This is a genomic window from Corynebacterium sp. HMSC059E07, from assembly GCF_001814395.1.
Lineage (GTDB): Bacteria > Actinomycetota > Actinomycetes > Mycobacteriales > Mycobacteriaceae > Corynebacterium > Corynebacterium hesseae.
Map to the genome: position 1 here is coordinate 156,220 of NZ_KV816329.1, position 15,274 is coordinate 171,493.

A 15,274-nucleotide genomic window follows, 5' to 3' on the forward strand; every position below is an offset into this window, starting at 1 on the left:
TCCTTTGATAGTTGGGGAAGGAAACGGTGACTTCTTAATCTTCGTGCTCAATTGTGTTGGTCGTTGAACTCTCCGCGTTCGTGCCCGAGGGGGAATCCTCCGATGAGAGCGCGCCGGGAAGTTCGCCGTGAGCACCGCTGGTGATTTGTTCGCGCTGTGCCTGCGCCATCTGTCGGGCAAGGGCGGGCTTATACACAGCTTTGTCACGTTTGTCCTTCTTCTGCCCCCGCCCGTTGCCGATGACCACGGCTATCCAAGGAAGCGGGAAGGTGACGCCCACGACGAGGGCGGCGGCTATCCACCAATGCCAGGCATACACCATGACACCAGCTAGAAGCAGCGAAGGGATGCGCAGAAACTGCAAAATGGAGTAGATAACTTCGCGGCGATGCCGGTCCTGGCCGGGAGCGAGTTTGGCGGTTGTAATGAGATAAGCCTTGCGCCCGAATCGACGCCCACGCCGCCGCCCCGATCGTGGGGTATGGCGGACGTTATCGCGCGAGTTCGAAGGGGTCATGCTCACCAGCGTAGCGGTAGGACTCGCCAACTTCGATACCGATGCGGCATGATAGTGGGCGTGAGTACGACGACTAAGACTATTGAACGCCCTGATGTCCGCGAGGATACGTCGACCAACGACGACACCCCGAAGTTTTTCCACTATGTAAAGAAGAACCAGATCCTCGATTCCGCGGTCAACGGTAAATACGTCGTTGCCCTCTGTGGTGAGACCTTCCCCGTCACCAAGCAAGCCAAGCCTGGTTCGCCCGTGTGCCCGGACTGCGAGCGCGTATATAAGAGCCTGCGCCGCCGCTAAGCGTGCCGTCGACGCTTAGTATTGCGTCGACGTAAAACGAAGACTTTCACAAGAGCGGGATGTTGGGATAACTAGAGGGGGATAGTCGCTGACCGTGTCTACACAGACTCCAGCACAAAGATTTGCCAATAATGGTTCGCTGCGTGTGTGGCAACGCGCGGCCTTGGATAAGTTCCTGGCCACCAAGCCGAAGGATTTCATGGCGGTGGCAACGCCAGGCGCAGGTAAGACTACCTTCGCCCTGCGCGTGGCCACAGAGCTCATGGCGGACCGTACCGTAGAGCGTGTGATCGTGGTGGTGCCCACCGAGCACCTCAAAGTGCAGTGGTCTGAATCTGCCTCCCGCGTGGGGCTCGCGCTGGATCCGAAGTTCACGAACTCTTCTGGAGTCAACCCCGCCATGGATGGCGTGGTGGTGACTTACGCCCAGGTAGGCATGCACCCCTTTAAGCACCGCGCGGTGGCCTCAGCCCGGCGCACCTTGGTGATTCTCGATGAGATCCACCACGCCGGCGACGCCAAGAGCTGGGGAGACGGCGTGCGCGAGGCCTACGACGACGTGGAACACCGCCTCGCGCTGACCGGTACGCCCTTCCGCTCGGATGATTCCCAGATTCCTTTCGTGCGCTACGAGGAGGACGGAGAGGGGCACTTGGTCTCCCGCTCCGATCACACGTACGGCTATGGCGATGCGCTTGCCGACGGCGTCGTGCGCCCCGTGGTCTTCCTCAGCTACTCCGGCGAGTCACGCTGGCGCGATAGTGCCGGCGAGGAGCATGCGGCCCGCTTGGGCGATATCCTCAACCCCGAGCAGACCGCCCGCGCGTGGCGCACTGCTCTGGACCCGAAGGGCGAGTGGATCCCTACGGTCCTTCAAGCTGCCCACACGCGTCTGATGCAGATGCGCCGCAACATGCCGGATGCCGGCGGCCTCGTACTCGCTACCGATACGACGACGGCGCGCGCCTACGCGAAGATCCTCAAGCAGATTTCGAACACTCCGGTATCCGTCATCCTTTCCGATGACCCGGGTTCCTCCGCGCGTATCGCAGAGTTCTCCGAATCCACCGACGAGTGGATGGTGGCCGTACGCATGGTGTCTGAGGGCGTCGACGTTCCGCGCCTCGCAGTGGGTGTCTATGCCACGTCTGCCTCGACCCCGCTCTTTTTTGCTCAGGCCATCGGCCGCTTCGTGCGCTCCCGCATGCCGGGAGAGACCGCCTCGGTATTCCTGCCGTCTGTCCCGGTCCTGCTGGGGCTGGCGGAGAACATGGAGAAGCAGCGCGACCACGTCCTCGGAGGGGAGAAGAACCCCGACAAGGAGGGCTGGGATGATGAGCTGCTCGAGGACGCCAACAAGAAGAAGTCCGAACCGGACATGCTCGAACCTTCCTATGAGTCCCTCGGCGCGGAAGCAGAATTCTCCGGCCTGCTCTACAACGGCTCGCAGTTCACCACGGGCAATATCACCGACGAAGAAGAAGACTTCCTCGGAATTCCCGGGCTTCTCGACGCAGACCAGGTCAAGGACCTCCTTCGCAAGAAACAGTCCGATGAGATGGATCGCCGTGAGGCAGAGGAGAAGGCGCGCCGGGCTGCTGAGGCGGCGGAGGAACAACGTCGCAAGCTCTACGGCACCCCGCATGCGCCCAAGCGTGGGGCGGAGGCGTCGGCAAGCAGCACCGGATCCCAGTCAGGCGTGGTGGATGAGATTTCCGCGCTGCGCAAGGAGCTCAACACGGTGGTCTCCATCACCGCTCAGCGCACCGGCCGCCCGCACGGAGCCATTCACACTGAAGCGCGCAAGGCTTGCGGCGGACCTCCTACCGCGCTGTGTAACGCTGAGCAGTTGCAAGAGCGCATCGATTATTTGCGCAAGTGGTAGCTGCGCGGACGCAGTAGAATCCGGCACAGTATCCGGTGGCGAAGGGTAGGCTCGGCAGCATTGTGAGAAGAGTGCTCTAGGCCAAGGAAAACCTAAGGAGAAAGATGATGAAAAAGCTCATCAACTCGCCGGACAACGTAGTAGCCGAATCAGTAGAGGGCTTCGCGTTAGCCCACGGTGACATTGTCACTCGCAACACGAACCCGCTGTTTGTTTCCCGCAAACAGAAGAAAGAACACGGCAAGGTGGCTATTGTCTCCGGCGGTGGTTCTGGGCACGAGCCTTTGCATGCCGGTTTCGTTGGTCATGGAATGTTGGACGCGGCCGTGCCCGGCGCTATGTTCACCTCGCCGACTCCAGACGCCATCCAAGCAGCCACCGAGGCAGCTAATGCTGGGGCGGGAGTGCTCTACATCGTGAAGAACTACACCGGCGATGTCCTCAACTTCGATACTGCGGCAGAGCTGGCTGAATTCGATGATATTGAAGTTAGCCAGGTCATCGTCGACGACGATGTCGCGGTGGAGGATTCTACGTTTACCGCCGGTCGCCGCGGCGTCGCCGGAACCCTCTTGGTGGAGAAGCTAGCCGGTGCCGCGGCCGAGCGCGGCGATGACCTCGCTGCAGTGACCGCTGTGGCGAAAAAGGTGGTAGAAAACACCGCGACTATGGGCGCGGCGCTTTCCGCCTGCACCGTGCCCCATGTGGGCAAGCCTTCCTTTGACCTCGGGGAAGACGAGGTTGAGTTGGGCGTGGGCATCCACGGCGAGCCGGGCCGCAAGGAGATTCCGCTGGTTTCGGCCGACGACGTAACGGACCACTTGCTTGATCCCGTCCTGGCAGACCTTAAGCTGAGCGAAGGCGAGCGCACCATCGTCGTTGTCAACGGCATGGGAGCCACCCCGGCCTCTGAGCTGTACGTGGTTTACCGCCGGGTAGCTCAGCGCTTAAAGGAGGCGGGGGTGAGCATTGAACGCTCCCTTGTGGGCAACTTCGTTACGAGCCTGGATATGGCCGGGTGCTCCGTGAGCGTCATGCGCGCCGACGACGAAGACCTTGCGCTTTTCGACGCCCCCTGCCACACCGCCGCACTACGCCAAGGAGTGTAACTATGACAAATGATGTAACTCTTTCAACCGACTGGGCATTAGCGTGGATGAATAATTGTGCTGCAGCTGCGCATGAGCACCGCGAGGAGCTCATCGAGCTTGACCGCGCCATTGGAGACAGCGACCACGGTGAAAACGTCGATCGCGGCTTCCGCGCCGTCGTGGAGAAGATGGGCGCGGAAATCTCCCCAGAGGATTCTACCGTCGCTGATGTTCTGAAACTGACGGCAAAGACACTCATGTCCACCGTTGGCGGCGCCTCCGGGCCGTTGCTAGGGACCGCTTTCTTGCGTGCGTCTAAGGCTGCCGGTTCCGGGGCGATTGATGCGCCCACGGTGGCCGGTCTAATCGAGGCTGCGCTTGAGGGGATTACTGCGCGCGGCAAGGCCGCGGAAGGGGAGAAGACGATGGTCGACGCCTGGGCGCCGGCCGCACGAGCTGCCCGTGAAGCGGCGGATGCCGCGCTGAGTCCCGCTGAGGTTGTGCGCGCGGCTGCTGACGCCGCAGCAACCGGCGCGGAGGATACCATTCCGATGGTGGCAACGAAGGGCCGCGCTTCCTATCTTGGGGAGCGCTCTGCTGGGCACAAGGATCCGGGTGCTACGTCCTCGGCTCTTTTCCTGGCCGCGGCTGCCGACGCTGCCGAGACTTCAACGAAGGAGGCATAAAACATGACACAACCGCGCGTTGGCCTTGTCCTTGTATCGCACTCGGCCAAGCTCGCTGAAGGCCTAGCAGAGCTTGCCGGACAAATGGCCGCTGATGTGACCATCCTTCCCGCCGGCGGCTTGGAAGACGGCGGAATCGGAACTTCCTACGACTACATCGAAGGCGCCATCAGCCATGCCCTCGGCCAAGGTCTCGGTGTTGTCGTCCTCACGGACTTGGGCTCGGCCACGATGACCGTTGAGTCTGTTCTTGAGTTCCTTGATGAAGAACAAGTTCAGTTTGTGGATGCCCCACTAGTCGAGGCTGCCGTTGCCGCAGCCACCGCCGCCCAACAAGGCGATGACCTTGCGGCCGTCGTCAGAGCTGCGGAACGGGCCATCGAGGTCTTCGTGCCGAAGCAGTCTGCCGCCGCTGATCCAGTGGATAAAGAGGAGCCTGAAACTAACCCAGATAGGTACTCGCTGACAGTGACCGTGGCTGATGAGGCGGGACTTCACGCCCGTCCAGCCTCCAAGGTCGCGGAGATGGCCGCAGAGGCAGACGGTGTCATTGTCCTCTCCTTTGATGGCGAAGAGGTGGAAGCAGACTCTGCAATGATGCTGATGTCTCTTGGTGCTTGTCAGGGCGCTTCAGTCACTATCAGCGGTGACGCTGCTGATAAAGAGGTCATTGACCGGATTGCTACGGGCATTGAGCTGGGGCTCGACGGCTAAGGCGCCAAGGAAATCGATGAGCAGCGGGCAATGACCCCCGTACACGGGGACTGCGCCCGCTGTCTTCGCATAAGCTATCGGGCAGTGACCTAGCCGAGTCTTCGCGAAAGTGGGAAGTCATGACCCAGCCCGACTATGTGGAACCAAACTACTACGCAGCGGATCCGTACCAGGCTCCGTACCCGCAGGCTTATCCGAATTCCTATGCGGGTTCCTATGCGCCGGTGCCTTATGAAAGGCCATCCACTCCGAACCCGCTCGCCCCATGGGCACTGGGCTTGGCTATCGTTCCGCCACTTATCGACATCGCGCTGACACTCCTCATCAGCCCCGTTGGCTTCATGCTGTCGATGCTTACCATGATCACTGGGTGGTGTGCAGCAGGGCTTGGCGTTGCTGCGCTCATTCTCGGATCGGGGCGACGCCCTGAGCACAGGGGGACCGGCATGGCGGTGTGGGGAATGCTCATTGGCGTGGGCTGGAGCTACATTGCTCCTTTCGTTTCCATGGCACTGATTTTTGTCGTGGGGCCAAATTATTAGCCATCCAATGCGCATAGAGCGCGCAGAGCACAGAAGAAGCGGCGAGGAAGGTTAAACCTCCTCGCTGCTTAAATCTTTCTGCTCTCCCTAGTCTAGGTAGTCGCGCAACACCTGAGAGCGTGATGGGTGGCGCAGCTTGGACATCGTCTTGGACTCGATCTGGCGAATACGCTCGCGGGTAACGCCGTAGACTTGGCCGATTTCGTCTAAAGTGCGCGGCATGCCATCGGTCAGTCCGAAGCGCAGACGAACCACGCCGGCCTCTCGCTCGGAGAGGGTCGTGAGCACGTCCTGGAGCTGATCCTGCAGCAAGGTAAAGGACACAGCGTCGACAGCAATGACCGCTTCGGAATCCTCAATGAAGTCACCGAGCTGGGAGTCGCCCTCATCACCGATGGTCTGGTCCAGGGAAATGGGCTCACGAGCATACTGCTGGATCTCCAGCACCTTCTCTTCGGTGATATCCATTTCCTTCGCCAGCTCCAGCGGGGTGGGCTCGCGGCCCAAGTCCTGAAGCAGCTCGCGCTGAATGCGGCCCAACTTGTTGATGACTTCCACCATGTGCACCGGGATGCGGATGGTACGAGCCTGATCAGCCATGGCGCGAGTAATGGCCTGGCGGATCCACCAGGTGGCATAAGTGGAGAACTTATAGCCCTTGGTGTAGTCGAACTTCTCAACGGCGCGGATTAGACCCAGGTTGCCTTCTTGGATGAGATCCAGGAAGGCCATGCCGCGGCCCGTGTAGCGCTTAGCCAAGGACACCACGAGGCGCAGGTTTGCCTCGAGGAGGTGGTTCTTCGCCTTGCGGCCGTCACGAGCGATGGCGCGCATGTCGCGCTTCTCCATGGGGGAGAGCTTGGCGGCCTTGTCGCCTTCGGCGCGAGCCTTCTCCATCTCGTCCATACGGTACTGAGCGTAGAGGCCTGCCTCGATGCGCTTGGCCAGGGAGACCTCCTGCTCGGCGTTGAGCAGGGCGACTTTACCGATCTGCTTGAGGTAGGCGCGGACAGAGTCGGCCGAAGCAGTCAGCTCCGCGTCTTTACGGGCCTGACGCAGGGCAGCGGATTCATCCTCATCCCAGACGGAGGAGCCATCCTCCTCTTCGTCCTCGGAGTCCTCATTCTCCAAATCGTCATCATCGTCACCGAACTCGTCGTCCTCGTCCATCTCCGCGTTGTCCGGATCGAAGTCGATGTCGGCGTCATCGGACGTCTCGGCGTCCAACTCATCGGTCTGATCCTCTGCGAGGTCCTCCGAAGACTCGGCGCTTTCCGGCGAGGTTGCCTTCTTTGCCGCCGACTTGCGCACCGTCTTCTTGGCCGTCTTTTTCGCGGCCTTCTGGGCGGACTTGCGAGTAGTTTTCTTCGTTGCTTTCTTGGCCGTCTTCTTAGCCGTTTTCTTGGCGGTCTTCTTCGCAGTCTTTTTCGCGGTTTTCTTGGCCGTCTTCTTAGCGGTCTTTTTTGCCGTCTTCTTGGCGGTCTTCTGTGCAGGTGCAGATGTCTCGGAGGTGCTCTTGTCCTCGCCGAGTACCTGGTCTGAAGAATCAGTGGCTGCCACGTACGCCCTTTCGACTTGCTCTCTGAGTGGAAAATATGGGGACGCGCAAGTTTGTCGCGACTAGTCCCCGATGCTAGCCCGCCTCCGAGATGAGCGAGGGAGGCGCGCCGCTGGATATTCGATAATCGACAGCCCAGTATAGATCATTTTTGTCAACGGGCGGTGACTGGGGTCAACTAGGGAACGCTGGGACGATATAGATTAGGGGCGAATTCCTTCCTTCGCCGCCATTGCCGCGCCCACGATGCCCGCGCGATTGCGGAGCTGAGCAGCAACGACCGGTGTTTCAATTTTGAGGTGCTCGCCCCACTTGTCGAACTTGCGGGAGATTCCGCCACCGATCACAAAGGCTGAAGGGTTAAACAGCGCCTCATACTCGTGGAGTACGCGGTTGACGCGCTTTGCCCACTGCTTGGACTTGAGGCCTTCGCGTTCTTTGACTGCCGACGACGCCTGGTGCTCTGCTTCCTTCTCGCCAACGATAAGGTGGCCAATCTCCGTATTGGGGAAGAGCTGGCCGTCCAGAAGGAATGCGGAGCCGATGCCCGTGCCCAGGGTGAGGAAGATGACGGGGCCCGAACGTGCAATGTCATCACCGTAGGCCACTTCGGCGAGGCCGGCCGCGTCGGCGTCGTTAAGCACGGTGAAGGGCGCGTCGAGGTACTGGCTCAACAAATCCTGCGCATCCACGCCAATCCAAGACTTATCAATATTCGCCGCGCTGCGAATCACTTGGCCTTTCACCACAGCAGGCATCGTGATTCCGACGGGGCCGTCCCAGCCTTTTTTGGCGACGATTTGGACAATTACCTTTGCTACGGCTTCCGGCGTAGCGGGCTGGGGAGTAGCGATCTTCAGACGGTCACCGACGAACTCGCCTGTCGCGAGGTCTACCTCGGCGCCCTTGATGCCGGAGCCCCCAACATCAATGCCAAAGGAATGGCCCTGGTGCTCAAGGCTCAATGTCGTGTCCTGGTGCTGTGCTTCTTGCGCGGTCATACTGACAGTCTATGTTGAGCGCGGCGTTGATGTGGCAACAGTGTGAGTTTCGTATCGCTGGCGGAGTCGGCACTGTGCCGTTCCCGTATTAGTGACCGCATTGTGGGTGGGTGTGAGGAGTGATACTCAGAAAAATATCCAGCACTCCAAGAACGGTGAATGCCCAGCTCATCCTATTAAAACTCGCAGGGTAGGGGGTAGAGGGGTGGGGCGGTTGGTGCCCCCATCGCGGGGCGAGTGTGACACGGGGGCTTGCGTGGTTTACGATGCCGTCGATAAATAGACGTACCAATCAATCTGACTCACAGGGGCAAGCATTATGGCCACCGATTACGACGCACCGCGTCGCCGCGCAGAAGACGACCTCGAGACCGATTCCCTCGAGGGGCTGAAGGCGGCTGAAAACGACAACAACGGCATGGATGACGATGGTGAAATCGTCGAGGCTTTTGAGCCGCCGTCAGTGGACCTGACCGGTGAGGAGCTCAATGTCACCGTCGTGCCGCGTAAAGAAAACGAATTTACCTGTTCTGTGTGCTACCTGGTGCAGTCCAATAAGCGCCTCGACCACGAAGAGGATGGGCAGCCAGTCTGCATGGACTGCGCCTAGCGCAGCAGTTTATCCTGCGCGTGACTCTTAGCTTTGGGCGGCTGCCGCCTGTTCTGGAAGGAAGGCCGCGAGGAGCTTTTCGGGGTTGGTGGAGCCGATGAGCCAATAGGGGGTGGGATCCTCTGGGTCGTCGAGGACGAGCATGACGTGCTCAGGAACCCAGCCATGCGTGACAAGGAAGGCAGCCGGATCGAGCTGTGGTCCCAGCGCATTGCGCCGCGCGGTGGCCGGCACCGCGGTACTGCGGGAGACAACATCGCTAGGCAGCTGTGCGTCCTTCACGGTGAGCCACCGGGTGCCATCGGCATCCTGCTCCACTTGAACTACTGTGTTGGACCACGTCACTAGCACCCACACGGCGATGGCACTAAGCAGAATGGCGGGAATAATGACCCACATGATGCCGCGGTTGAGGCTGACCGTGGCCGTGGAAATCGCCACGACGAACGCAGCCATAAACCACCAGTACCACGGCACCCATTGGCGCTCGCGATAGAGGATGACGGGGGATTCAGCAGATGCTGTGGGGGAAACAGGCGATGAATTCGAAGTCATGGCCTCTGAGTCTAGTCGTCGGGGAAGGGCAGAACCCAACGCAACCAAAGGTGCCGGGTAACCGCGGTAGACGCGGCACAAAGCTCCATCCCTCGGGGGAGGGGATGGTGGGGACAAGGTAGGCTGGGCCGCGTGAATGAGCAACACCCCCTTGTAGATCCGGTAAGTCCATTCGGAGACATTCAGATCAAGCGCCTTGATAAGGAGCTTCCGCTGCCGCAGCGAGCCCATCGTGGCGATGCTGGCGCGGATCTCTACGCCGCGCATGACGCTACTCTGCGCCCCGGAGAGCGCGCGCTCGTCGGTACTGGCATTGCTCTTGCCTTGCCAATGGGCACGGTAGGTTTGGTCCACCCGCGTTCGGGCTTGGCGGCCAAGCACGGGATTTCCGTGGTCAACACGCCGGGCACCATCGATGCGGAGTATCGCGGTGAGATTAAGGTGTGCCTTATTAATCACGATCCCGATAAGACCTTTGAGGTCGAGCGTGGGATGCGAATTGCTCAGCTTGTTGTCCAACGAGTGGAGCTCGTGGGCTTCCGCGAAGTCGAGGAACTCGATGACACCGCTCGCGGCGATGGCGGGTACGGATCCACTGGCGTCAACTGAATCAGTTGCTCGTGGCAAAGCCTGCGCGTGAGCGGGCCATACCGAGCAACCCCACATCCGACAAACACAAGTTATCCGGCACAAGACACAGAATGAGGAAGGCGCAAAACCATGGCGATGTGGCCCTTTGGCAAAAAGAAGAAGGATGCTGGCAAGGACGAAAGCCAGGACAAGAACACCACCGTCCGCACTGATGCCGCGGACAAAGAAGTAAAAGAAGCAACGGCCGAACCAGCGTCGGCGGAGAGCTTGGTAACGGAGGCCGGAGAAAGTTCGACCGCTGAGGGCCCTGCACAAGCCAGTGCAGGGCTGGTCCGCGAGGATCAGGATGACGTCGAAGGTGTTGCCGGGGTAAAAGCCGTGGCGCACGACGCCATCAACGGTGAGATGGGCCCCTACGACGGCGACAACGTGGATATCGCCGAGTTCAACTTCGAGGACTTCTCCGTCGGCCTTTTGGACCTGGGCTCGATGCGCATCCCGCTGCCGAAGGGCTCGCAGGTGCAGGTAGAAATGGGCCCAGACGGCCCTCGTATGCTCCACATTCTTACGCCGCACGGACGCATGACGCCTGTGGCCTTTGCCGCGCCGCGCACGCCGGGGCAGTGGGCGGAATCTGCCAAGGACATCGTCAAGGGTTTGGAAGCAGATGGGTTTACAGCGCATCCGGAGGATGGTCCTTGGGGTTCTGAAATCGTCGGCACCAGTGATAAGGGCGGAATCCGAATCATTGGTGTGGAAGGGCCGCGGTGGATGTACCGTTTGACCTTGGCCGCTCCTGCGGGCAAGGAAGAGGAGCTAGCGCAGCTGGGACGCGAAGTCGTCGCGCGCACCTTTATCTATCGCGGCGAGCAGCCAATTCTTGCCGGAAGTTCACTTCCCGTGATGCTGCCGCAGCAGCTCGCTGAGCAAGTCCAGCAGGCGCTTCAGGAGCGCCAGCAACAGGCAGCGCAACCATCCAGCGCTCAAAACTCCGCGCCAGCGGATAATGCTGCGGGCGCCGAAAGCGGCGCGGAGGCCGAGGCTCGCGAACAATTGCGCAATCTCGACGACCACGAGAACAAGTAGCGCGCCCTAGGCCATTGGCCGTGACCCTCCCGGCTACTACCGAAAAGGATTGTTGAAACACGTGACCACCCCTATGCCCGAAGGGCGCGATACCACCGAACACGGCACTACGCCCGCCTCTGAGGCCTCCATGGACTCCACGAATACTGAGACACCACAACAGACTGCAGCAGCGACCCCAGCGCCTGAGGCAGAACCGTCGCTGCTCGAACAAATGGGAGGCCTGACCGGTCTGGTGTCTGCGACCCTGCCCGTGCTGGTGCTCATTCCGGTTAACAACATGTGGGGCCTAGGGCCTGCATTGGCCGCAGCGCTCGGTGTGGCGCTGGCTATCAGCCTGTGGCGTTTGGCGCGCAAAGAAACTTTGCAGCCAGCATTTTCCGGGTTGCTGGGTGTCGCCATCTGCGCCGGTATCGCGTGGTTTACAGGAGACGCCAAGGGCTACTTCCTTTATGGAATTTGGATGTCGCTCGTGCTGTTCATCGTGGCGGTTGTCTCCATCATCGTGCGCTGGCCGCTTGTCGGCGTGGTGTGGAAAGGCCTCAACGGCGATGGCATGGGGTGGCGAATCGTGCCGAAGGCACGGCGAGCCTATGCCTTGGCAACGGCGGGTTGGGCCGCGGTCTTCATTGCCCGTTTCGTGGTGCAGCGCGCGCTTTACGACGCCGATGCCACCACCACCCTCGGCATCGTTCGCATCCTCATGGGGTGGCCGCTAACCGGCATCGTCACCATCTTGACCGTCTGGATGGTTCGCCGTGCCAACGCCGCGGTGGAGGAATCACAGGGCGTAGAAGGAGCACACAGCTCCGAAGCCACCAAGGAGAGGATCCATGACTGAGAGTGCTCACAACGCTGCTGATTCAAGCGTTGTCAAAGGGGCGTCCTTCGACACCACCATCGAACGCATGGGGCACGGCGGTGTCGGAATCGGTCAGGCGCCCGACGGGCGCGTGTGTTTCGTCCCCAGTGCTTTCCCGGGCGACCAGGTGAGGGCGACAGTTACCAAGACGAAGAAGACCTTCGTGGAAGCGGAGATAATATCCGTCCTCCAGCCAGGTGAGTACCGCGTCGAGTCTTCGTGTCCCGCGGCACAGCGCGGTGCAGGTTGCTGCGATTTCGCCGAGCTAAATCCTGCGGCGGAACCAGGAATCAAGGCCGCCGTCTTGCGCGATCAACTACATAGGGTGGCCCGGCTTGAGGATGTGCCCGAGATTGAGGCTATCGATGTCGCACCGCAGCGCGGGTGGCGCACGAGGGTACGGCTGGGCGTCGACAAGCAAGGCCGTGCCGGTGTGCGCAAGCGCGGGTCCACCGAGCTGATTACAGACGTGGCGTGTAGCCAGCTCGTGCCGGGCCTCGTCGAGGGCCTCGTAGGGCCTGGTGCCCGGGCCTTTAGCCCTGGCGCGGAGGTTATTGCGGTCATGGACAGCGATGGCAACCGCCACGTCGTCGAGACGCGGAAAGCACCGCGCGGTCGGCGCATAGAGACTATCCGGGAAGTAATCGAGGCCCCGACCGAGGACGTCGTGCAGCGTGCCGACGGTCACGAGTTCCGTTTCCCGGCCACCGCTTTTTGGCAGGCGCACGTGGGCGCGCCCGACGTGTACACCAGTCTCGCCCGCGAGTGGCTTGCTGTGGAGGCGGGAGAAAGCAGTGCCGCAGATGAATCCGCGGTCGACGCAGTGGCTTGGGATCTCTATGGAGGGGTAGGGCTTTTCGTTCCTGCTCTGGCTGAGGTCACGGCGCCCCAGGGCGGGCACACCACCGTGTTTTCCGTCGATTACTCGCCGGCGGCTGCGGCGGCACAGCCGGGTCTTGCAGAGTATGACGTGCACTTTCGTACCAACAAGGTGGAGCAGGTAGCGAGCCAATTGTCAAAGCCTACGACGGTAGTTTTGGATCCGCCGCGCACCGGTGCTGGCCGGGATGTGGTGGCCGCAATTGCTGAGGCAGCGCCGCAACGCGTCCTGCACATCGGATGCGATCCCGCTACCTTTGCCCGCGATATCGCCGCGTGGTCTGAGAGCGGCTACCGCATACAGCGCTTAGCAATGGTGAATGCTTTTCCCGGAACGCACCACTTTGAAACCCTGGCGCTGTTGGTCCCCGCGGCACAGGTGGCATAGCTTTCGCTTCGGGTGGCGCCGGGGCAATGATTGACGTGTCACGTGTGTTAGCGGGTACGGTGGTAGAGAAGAAAACGATCGATGAAGGGGTTTAAGGCAAGCTCTATGGGCATTCTGGATTCCATTCAATCACCAGGCGATCTCAAAGCCCTGAGCAAGACGCAACTGGGTGAGCTCGCGGCGGAGATTCGCCAGCGCTTGATTGAGAAGGTGTCCGCTACCGGCGGTCACCTTGGCCCTAATTTGGGTGTTGTGGAGCTCACTGTGGCGATCCACCGCGTCTTCGATTCCCCGCGAGATCCCATCGTCTTTGACACCTCCCACCAGGCATATGTGCATAAGATGCTCACGGGCCGTGCCGATCAATTCGATACGCTGCGCCAGAAGGGCGGCTTGTCTGGCTACACGGACCGCGGGGAATCTGAGCACGACTGGACGGAATCCTCCCACGCCTCGGCGTCACTGTCCACGGTGGACGGCCTGTCCAAGGCCTTCAAGATTCGCGGTGAATCGCACCGCAATGCCGTGGCGGTTGTCGGTGACGGCGCCCTGACGGGTGGCATGTGTTGGGAAGCGCTCAACAACATTTCTGCGGATAAAGACCGCAACGTTGTCATCATCGTGAATGACAATGGCCGCTCCTATTCACCGACCATCGGCGGACTCTCAGAAAACCTTGGGCGCATCCGCGCGCAGCATGGCTATGACGAGTTCATGGCGCTGGGTAAGAAGCGCCTGAAGTCCATGGGCTGGGTAGGTGAGCGCACCTTTGACGCTTTGCATGCGGTCAAGGAAGGAGTGAAGTCCACCGTCCTGCCCACCGAGATGTTCCCAGAACTGGGCATCAAATACATTGGTCCGATTAACGGACACGATATCGACGCCGTGGTCCGGGCACTGAGCTACGCCCGCGACTATGACGGCCCCATCATCGTGCATACGGTCACGGAGAAGGGCCACGGCTTCGCCCCAGCGGTCAATGAGCCGAAGGACCAGATGCACTCCACGGGGGCTATCGACCCAGTCACCGGTGTGTCCAAAGGACAGAAGCAACCGGGATGGACTGCGGCCTTCTCCGAGGAACTCATCAAGGCCGGTCATGCCCGCGAGGATATTGTGGCGATAACCGCCGCTATGGCAGGCCCAACGGGATTAGCTCCATTCCAGGAGGAATTCCCAGAGCGCTTCTTCGATGTCGGAATTGCAGAACAACATGCAATGGCCTCTGCGTCCGGCCTGGCGCTGGCAGGTATGCACCCGGTGGTGGCGGTATATTCAACCTTCCTCAACCGCGCAGTGGACCAAGTGGTCATGGACATCGCGTTGCTGAAGCTGCCCGTCACCATCGTTCTCGATCGCGCCGGTGTCACAGGATCTGATGGTCCCTCGCACAATGGTGTCTGGGACATGGCGCTGATGAGCATCGTCCCGGGTATGCGCATCGCCGCACCGCGCGATGGTGCCCGCTTAAGGGAGCTCTTCAACGAAGCAATCGCCATCGAGGATGGCCCGACGGTAGTGCGCTTCCCTAAGGGCAACCTGCTGGATGATTGTGAGGAGCTCAAGCGCCTCGATGATGGCGTCGATATCCTGCGCTATTCCGATGCTGCTGAATCAGCGGCCGACGCAACGGATGTTCTGATCGTCTCCATCGGTGCCATGAGTGCTCGGTCCTTGGGGGCCGCCGAGCGGTTGGAAGCCGAAGGCTTCAACGTGACCGTCGTTGATCCGCGCTGGCCGGTTCCGGTCCCACAATCCATTATCGCGCTGGCTGCGGATCATGACCTCGTGGTCACGGTGGAGGACGGGATCCTGCGTGGCGGCGTGGGTTCCATGGTGGCCGAAGCACTCGATGCTGCCGATGTGGATACCCCTGTGCACCGACTCGGCGTGCCGGGCTGTTTCCCCAAGCACGCCAGCCGCGGTGAGGTTCTTGAGGAATTCGGGCTGACTCCGGAGGGAATCGCGGAGTCCGTCAGCGAGTGGGTAGCTGCTCGCAGCTAAGAACG

General features: G+C 60.7%; 16 protein-coding genes. 12 read left to right on the forward strand and 4 right to left on the reverse strand.

The genetic code is table 11. The annotated features are described in order from the left end of the window. Positions 1–34 precede the first annotated feature (34 nt). Complete coding sequence (locus HMPREF2967_RS09685; RefSeq protein WP_070563171.1) at positions 35–517, reverse strand: DUF3099 domain-containing protein; 483 nt, start codon at positions 515–517, stop codon at positions 35–37. A 48-nt stretch (positions 518–565) separates the two neighbouring features. Between HMPREF2967_RS09685 and HMPREF2967_RS09690 the strand changes: the two genes are divergently transcribed. From HMPREF2967_RS09690 to HMPREF2967_RS09715, 6 genes are all read left to right on the forward strand, one after another. Continuing rightward, positions 566–817, forward strand: a complete 252-nt coding sequence (locus HMPREF2967_RS09690) for a DUF3039 domain-containing protein (protein WP_012715089.1) — start codon at positions 566–568, stop codon at positions 815–817. 94 nt (positions 818–911) lie between these two features. Continuing rightward, positions 912–2,702, forward strand: a complete 1,791-nt coding sequence (locus HMPREF2967_RS09695; protein ID WP_070522009.1) for a DEAD/DEAH box helicase — start codon at positions 912–914, stop codon at positions 2,700–2,702. Between the two features lie 107 nt (positions 2,703–2,809). Further along, complete coding sequence (dhaK, locus tag HMPREF2967_RS09700; protein WP_070596691.1) at positions 2,810–3,811, forward strand: dihydroxyacetone kinase subunit DhaK; 1,002 nt, start codon at positions 2,810–2,812, stop codon at positions 3,809–3,811. A gap of 2 nt (positions 3,812–3,813) precedes the next feature. Beyond that, on the forward strand, positions 3,814–4,479 hold the full coding sequence (gene dhaL / locus HMPREF2967_RS09705) for a dihydroxyacetone kinase subunit DhaL (RefSeq protein WP_070686225.1): 666 nt from the start codon (positions 3,814–3,816) through the stop codon (positions 4,477–4,479). A 3-nt stretch (positions 4,480–4,482) separates the two neighbouring features. Continuing rightward, positions 4,483–5,193, forward strand: coding sequence for a dihydroxyacetone kinase phosphoryl donor subunit DhaM (dhaM, locus tag HMPREF2967_RS09710; RefSeq protein WP_070686227.1), 711 nt, complete (start codon positions 4,483–4,485; stop codon positions 5,191–5,193). Positions 5,194–5,312: 119 nt separating this feature from the next. Then, complete coding sequence (locus HMPREF2967_RS09715; protein ID WP_070522021.1) at positions 5,313–5,735, forward strand: hypothetical protein; 423 nt, start codon at positions 5,313–5,315, stop codon at positions 5,733–5,735. 87 nt (positions 5,736–5,822) lie between these two features. On the opposite strand, the gene HMPREF2967_RS09720 is transcribed toward HMPREF2967_RS09715, so the two are convergent. Both HMPREF2967_RS09720 and ppgK read right to left on the reverse strand, forming a co-directional pair. Then, on the reverse strand, positions 5,823–7,295 hold the full coding sequence (locus HMPREF2967_RS09720; RefSeq protein ID WP_070686229.1) for an RNA polymerase sigma factor: 1,473 nt from the start codon (positions 7,293–7,295) through the stop codon (positions 5,823–5,825). A 201-nt stretch (positions 7,296–7,496) separates the two neighbouring features. After that, positions 7,497–8,294, reverse strand: a complete 798-nt coding sequence (gene ppgK / locus HMPREF2967_RS09725; RefSeq protein ID WP_070686231.1) for a polyphosphate--glucose phosphotransferase — start codon at positions 8,292–8,294, stop codon at positions 7,497–7,499. A 319-nt stretch (positions 8,295–8,613) separates the two neighbouring features. Between ppgK and HMPREF2967_RS09730 the strand changes: the two genes are divergently transcribed. Then, positions 8,614–8,904 carry a DUF4193 domain-containing protein gene (locus HMPREF2967_RS09730; RefSeq protein WP_070531301.1) on the forward strand — a complete coding sequence of 97 codons (291 nt, stop codon included), beginning with the start codon at positions 8,614–8,616 and terminating at the stop codon, positions 8,902–8,904. Between the two features lie 27 nt (positions 8,905–8,931). Here HMPREF2967_RS09730 and HMPREF2967_RS09735 read toward each other — a convergent pair whose 3' ends face one another. Next, positions 8,932–9,459 carry a DUF3093 domain-containing protein gene (locus HMPREF2967_RS09735; protein ID WP_070686233.1) on the reverse strand — a complete coding sequence of 176 codons (528 nt, stop codon included), beginning with the start codon at positions 9,457–9,459 and terminating at the stop codon, positions 8,932–8,934. Between the two features lie 132 nt (positions 9,460–9,591). Between HMPREF2967_RS09735 and dut the strand changes: the two genes are divergently transcribed. The 5 genes from dut (at position 9,592) to dxs (ending at position 15,269) form a co-directional block, all read left to right on the forward strand. Continuing rightward, positions 9,592–10,068 carry a dUTP diphosphatase gene (dut, locus tag HMPREF2967_RS09740; protein WP_070623916.1) on the forward strand — a complete coding sequence of 159 codons (477 nt, stop codon included), beginning with the start codon at positions 9,592–9,594 and terminating at the stop codon, positions 10,066–10,068. Positions 10,069–10,179: 111 nt separating this feature from the next. Further along, complete coding sequence (locus HMPREF2967_RS09745) at positions 10,180–11,136, forward strand: DUF3710 domain-containing protein (protein ID WP_070686235.1); 957 nt, start codon at positions 10,180–10,182, stop codon at positions 11,134–11,136. A gap of 130 nt (positions 11,137–11,266) precedes the next feature. Beyond that, complete coding sequence (locus tag HMPREF2967_RS09750) at positions 11,267–11,977, forward strand: DUF3159 domain-containing protein (protein ID WP_369816037.1); 711 nt, start codon at positions 11,267–11,269, stop codon at positions 11,975–11,977. Continuing rightward, a complete protein-coding gene (locus tag HMPREF2967_RS09755; RefSeq protein WP_070686239.1) occupies positions 11,970–13,265 on the forward strand; it encodes a class I SAM-dependent RNA methyltransferase in 1,296 nt (431 codons plus the stop codon). The genes HMPREF2967_RS09750 and HMPREF2967_RS09755 overlap by 8 nt, the downstream gene beginning before the upstream one ends. Positions 13,266–13,370: 105 nt before the next feature. After that, positions 13,371–15,269 (forward strand): 1-deoxy-D-xylulose-5-phosphate synthase, encoded by a 1,899-nt coding sequence (gene dxs / locus HMPREF2967_RS09760; protein WP_070522048.1) that lies wholly within the window; start codon positions 13,371–13,373, stop codon positions 15,267–15,269. Positions 15,270–15,274: the final 5 nt, after the last annotated feature.

Excerpts from the sequence above, each read along its gene's own strand:
- HMPREF2967_RS09735 (WP_070686233.1), bottom strand. The coding sequence starts at position 9,459 with ATGACTTCGAATTCATCGCCTGTTTCCCCCACAGCATCTGCTGAATCC.
- HMPREF2967_RS09745 (WP_070686235.1), top strand. The coding sequence starts at position 10,180 with ATGGCGATGTGGCCCTTTGGCAAAAAGAAGAAGGATGCTGGCAAGGAC.
- HMPREF2967_RS09750 (WP_369816037.1), top strand. The coding sequence starts at position 11,267 with ATGGACTCCACGAATACTGAGACACCACAACAGACTGCAGCAGCGACC.
- HMPREF2967_RS09685 (WP_070563171.1), bottom strand. The coding sequence starts at position 517 with ATGACCCCTTCGAACTCGCGCGATAACGTCCGCCATACCCCACGATCG.
- dxs (WP_070522048.1), top strand. The coding sequence starts at position 13,371 with ATGGGCATTCTGGATTCCATTCAATCACCAGGCGATCTCAAAGCCCTG.
- HMPREF2967_RS09715 (WP_070522021.1), top strand. The coding sequence starts at position 5,313 with ATGACCCAGCCCGACTATGTGGAACCAAACTACTACGCAGCGGATCCG.
- HMPREF2967_RS09690 (WP_012715089.1), top strand. The coding sequence starts at position 566 with ATGATAGTGGGCGTGAGTACGACGACTAAGACTATTGAACGCCCTGAT.
- ppgK (WP_070686231.1), bottom strand. The coding sequence starts at position 8,294 with ATGACCGCGCAAGAAGCACAGCACCAGGACACGACATTGAGCCTTGAG.
- dhaL (WP_070686225.1), top strand. The coding sequence starts at position 3,814 with ATGACAAATGATGTAACTCTTTCAACCGACTGGGCATTAGCGTGGATG.
- dhaM (WP_070686227.1), top strand. The coding sequence starts at position 4,483 with ATGACACAACCGCGCGTTGGCCTTGTCCTTGTATCGCACTCGGCCAAG.
- dhaK (WP_070596691.1), top strand. The coding sequence starts at position 2,810 with ATGAAAAAGCTCATCAACTCGCCGGACAACGTAGTAGCCGAATCAGTA.
- HMPREF2967_RS09755 (WP_070686239.1), top strand. The coding sequence starts at position 11,970 with ATGACTGAGAGTGCTCACAACGCTGCTGATTCAAGCGTTGTCAAAGGG.
- HMPREF2967_RS09730 (WP_070531301.1), top strand. The coding sequence starts at position 8,614 with ATGGCCACCGATTACGACGCACCGCGTCGCCGCGCAGAAGACGACCTC.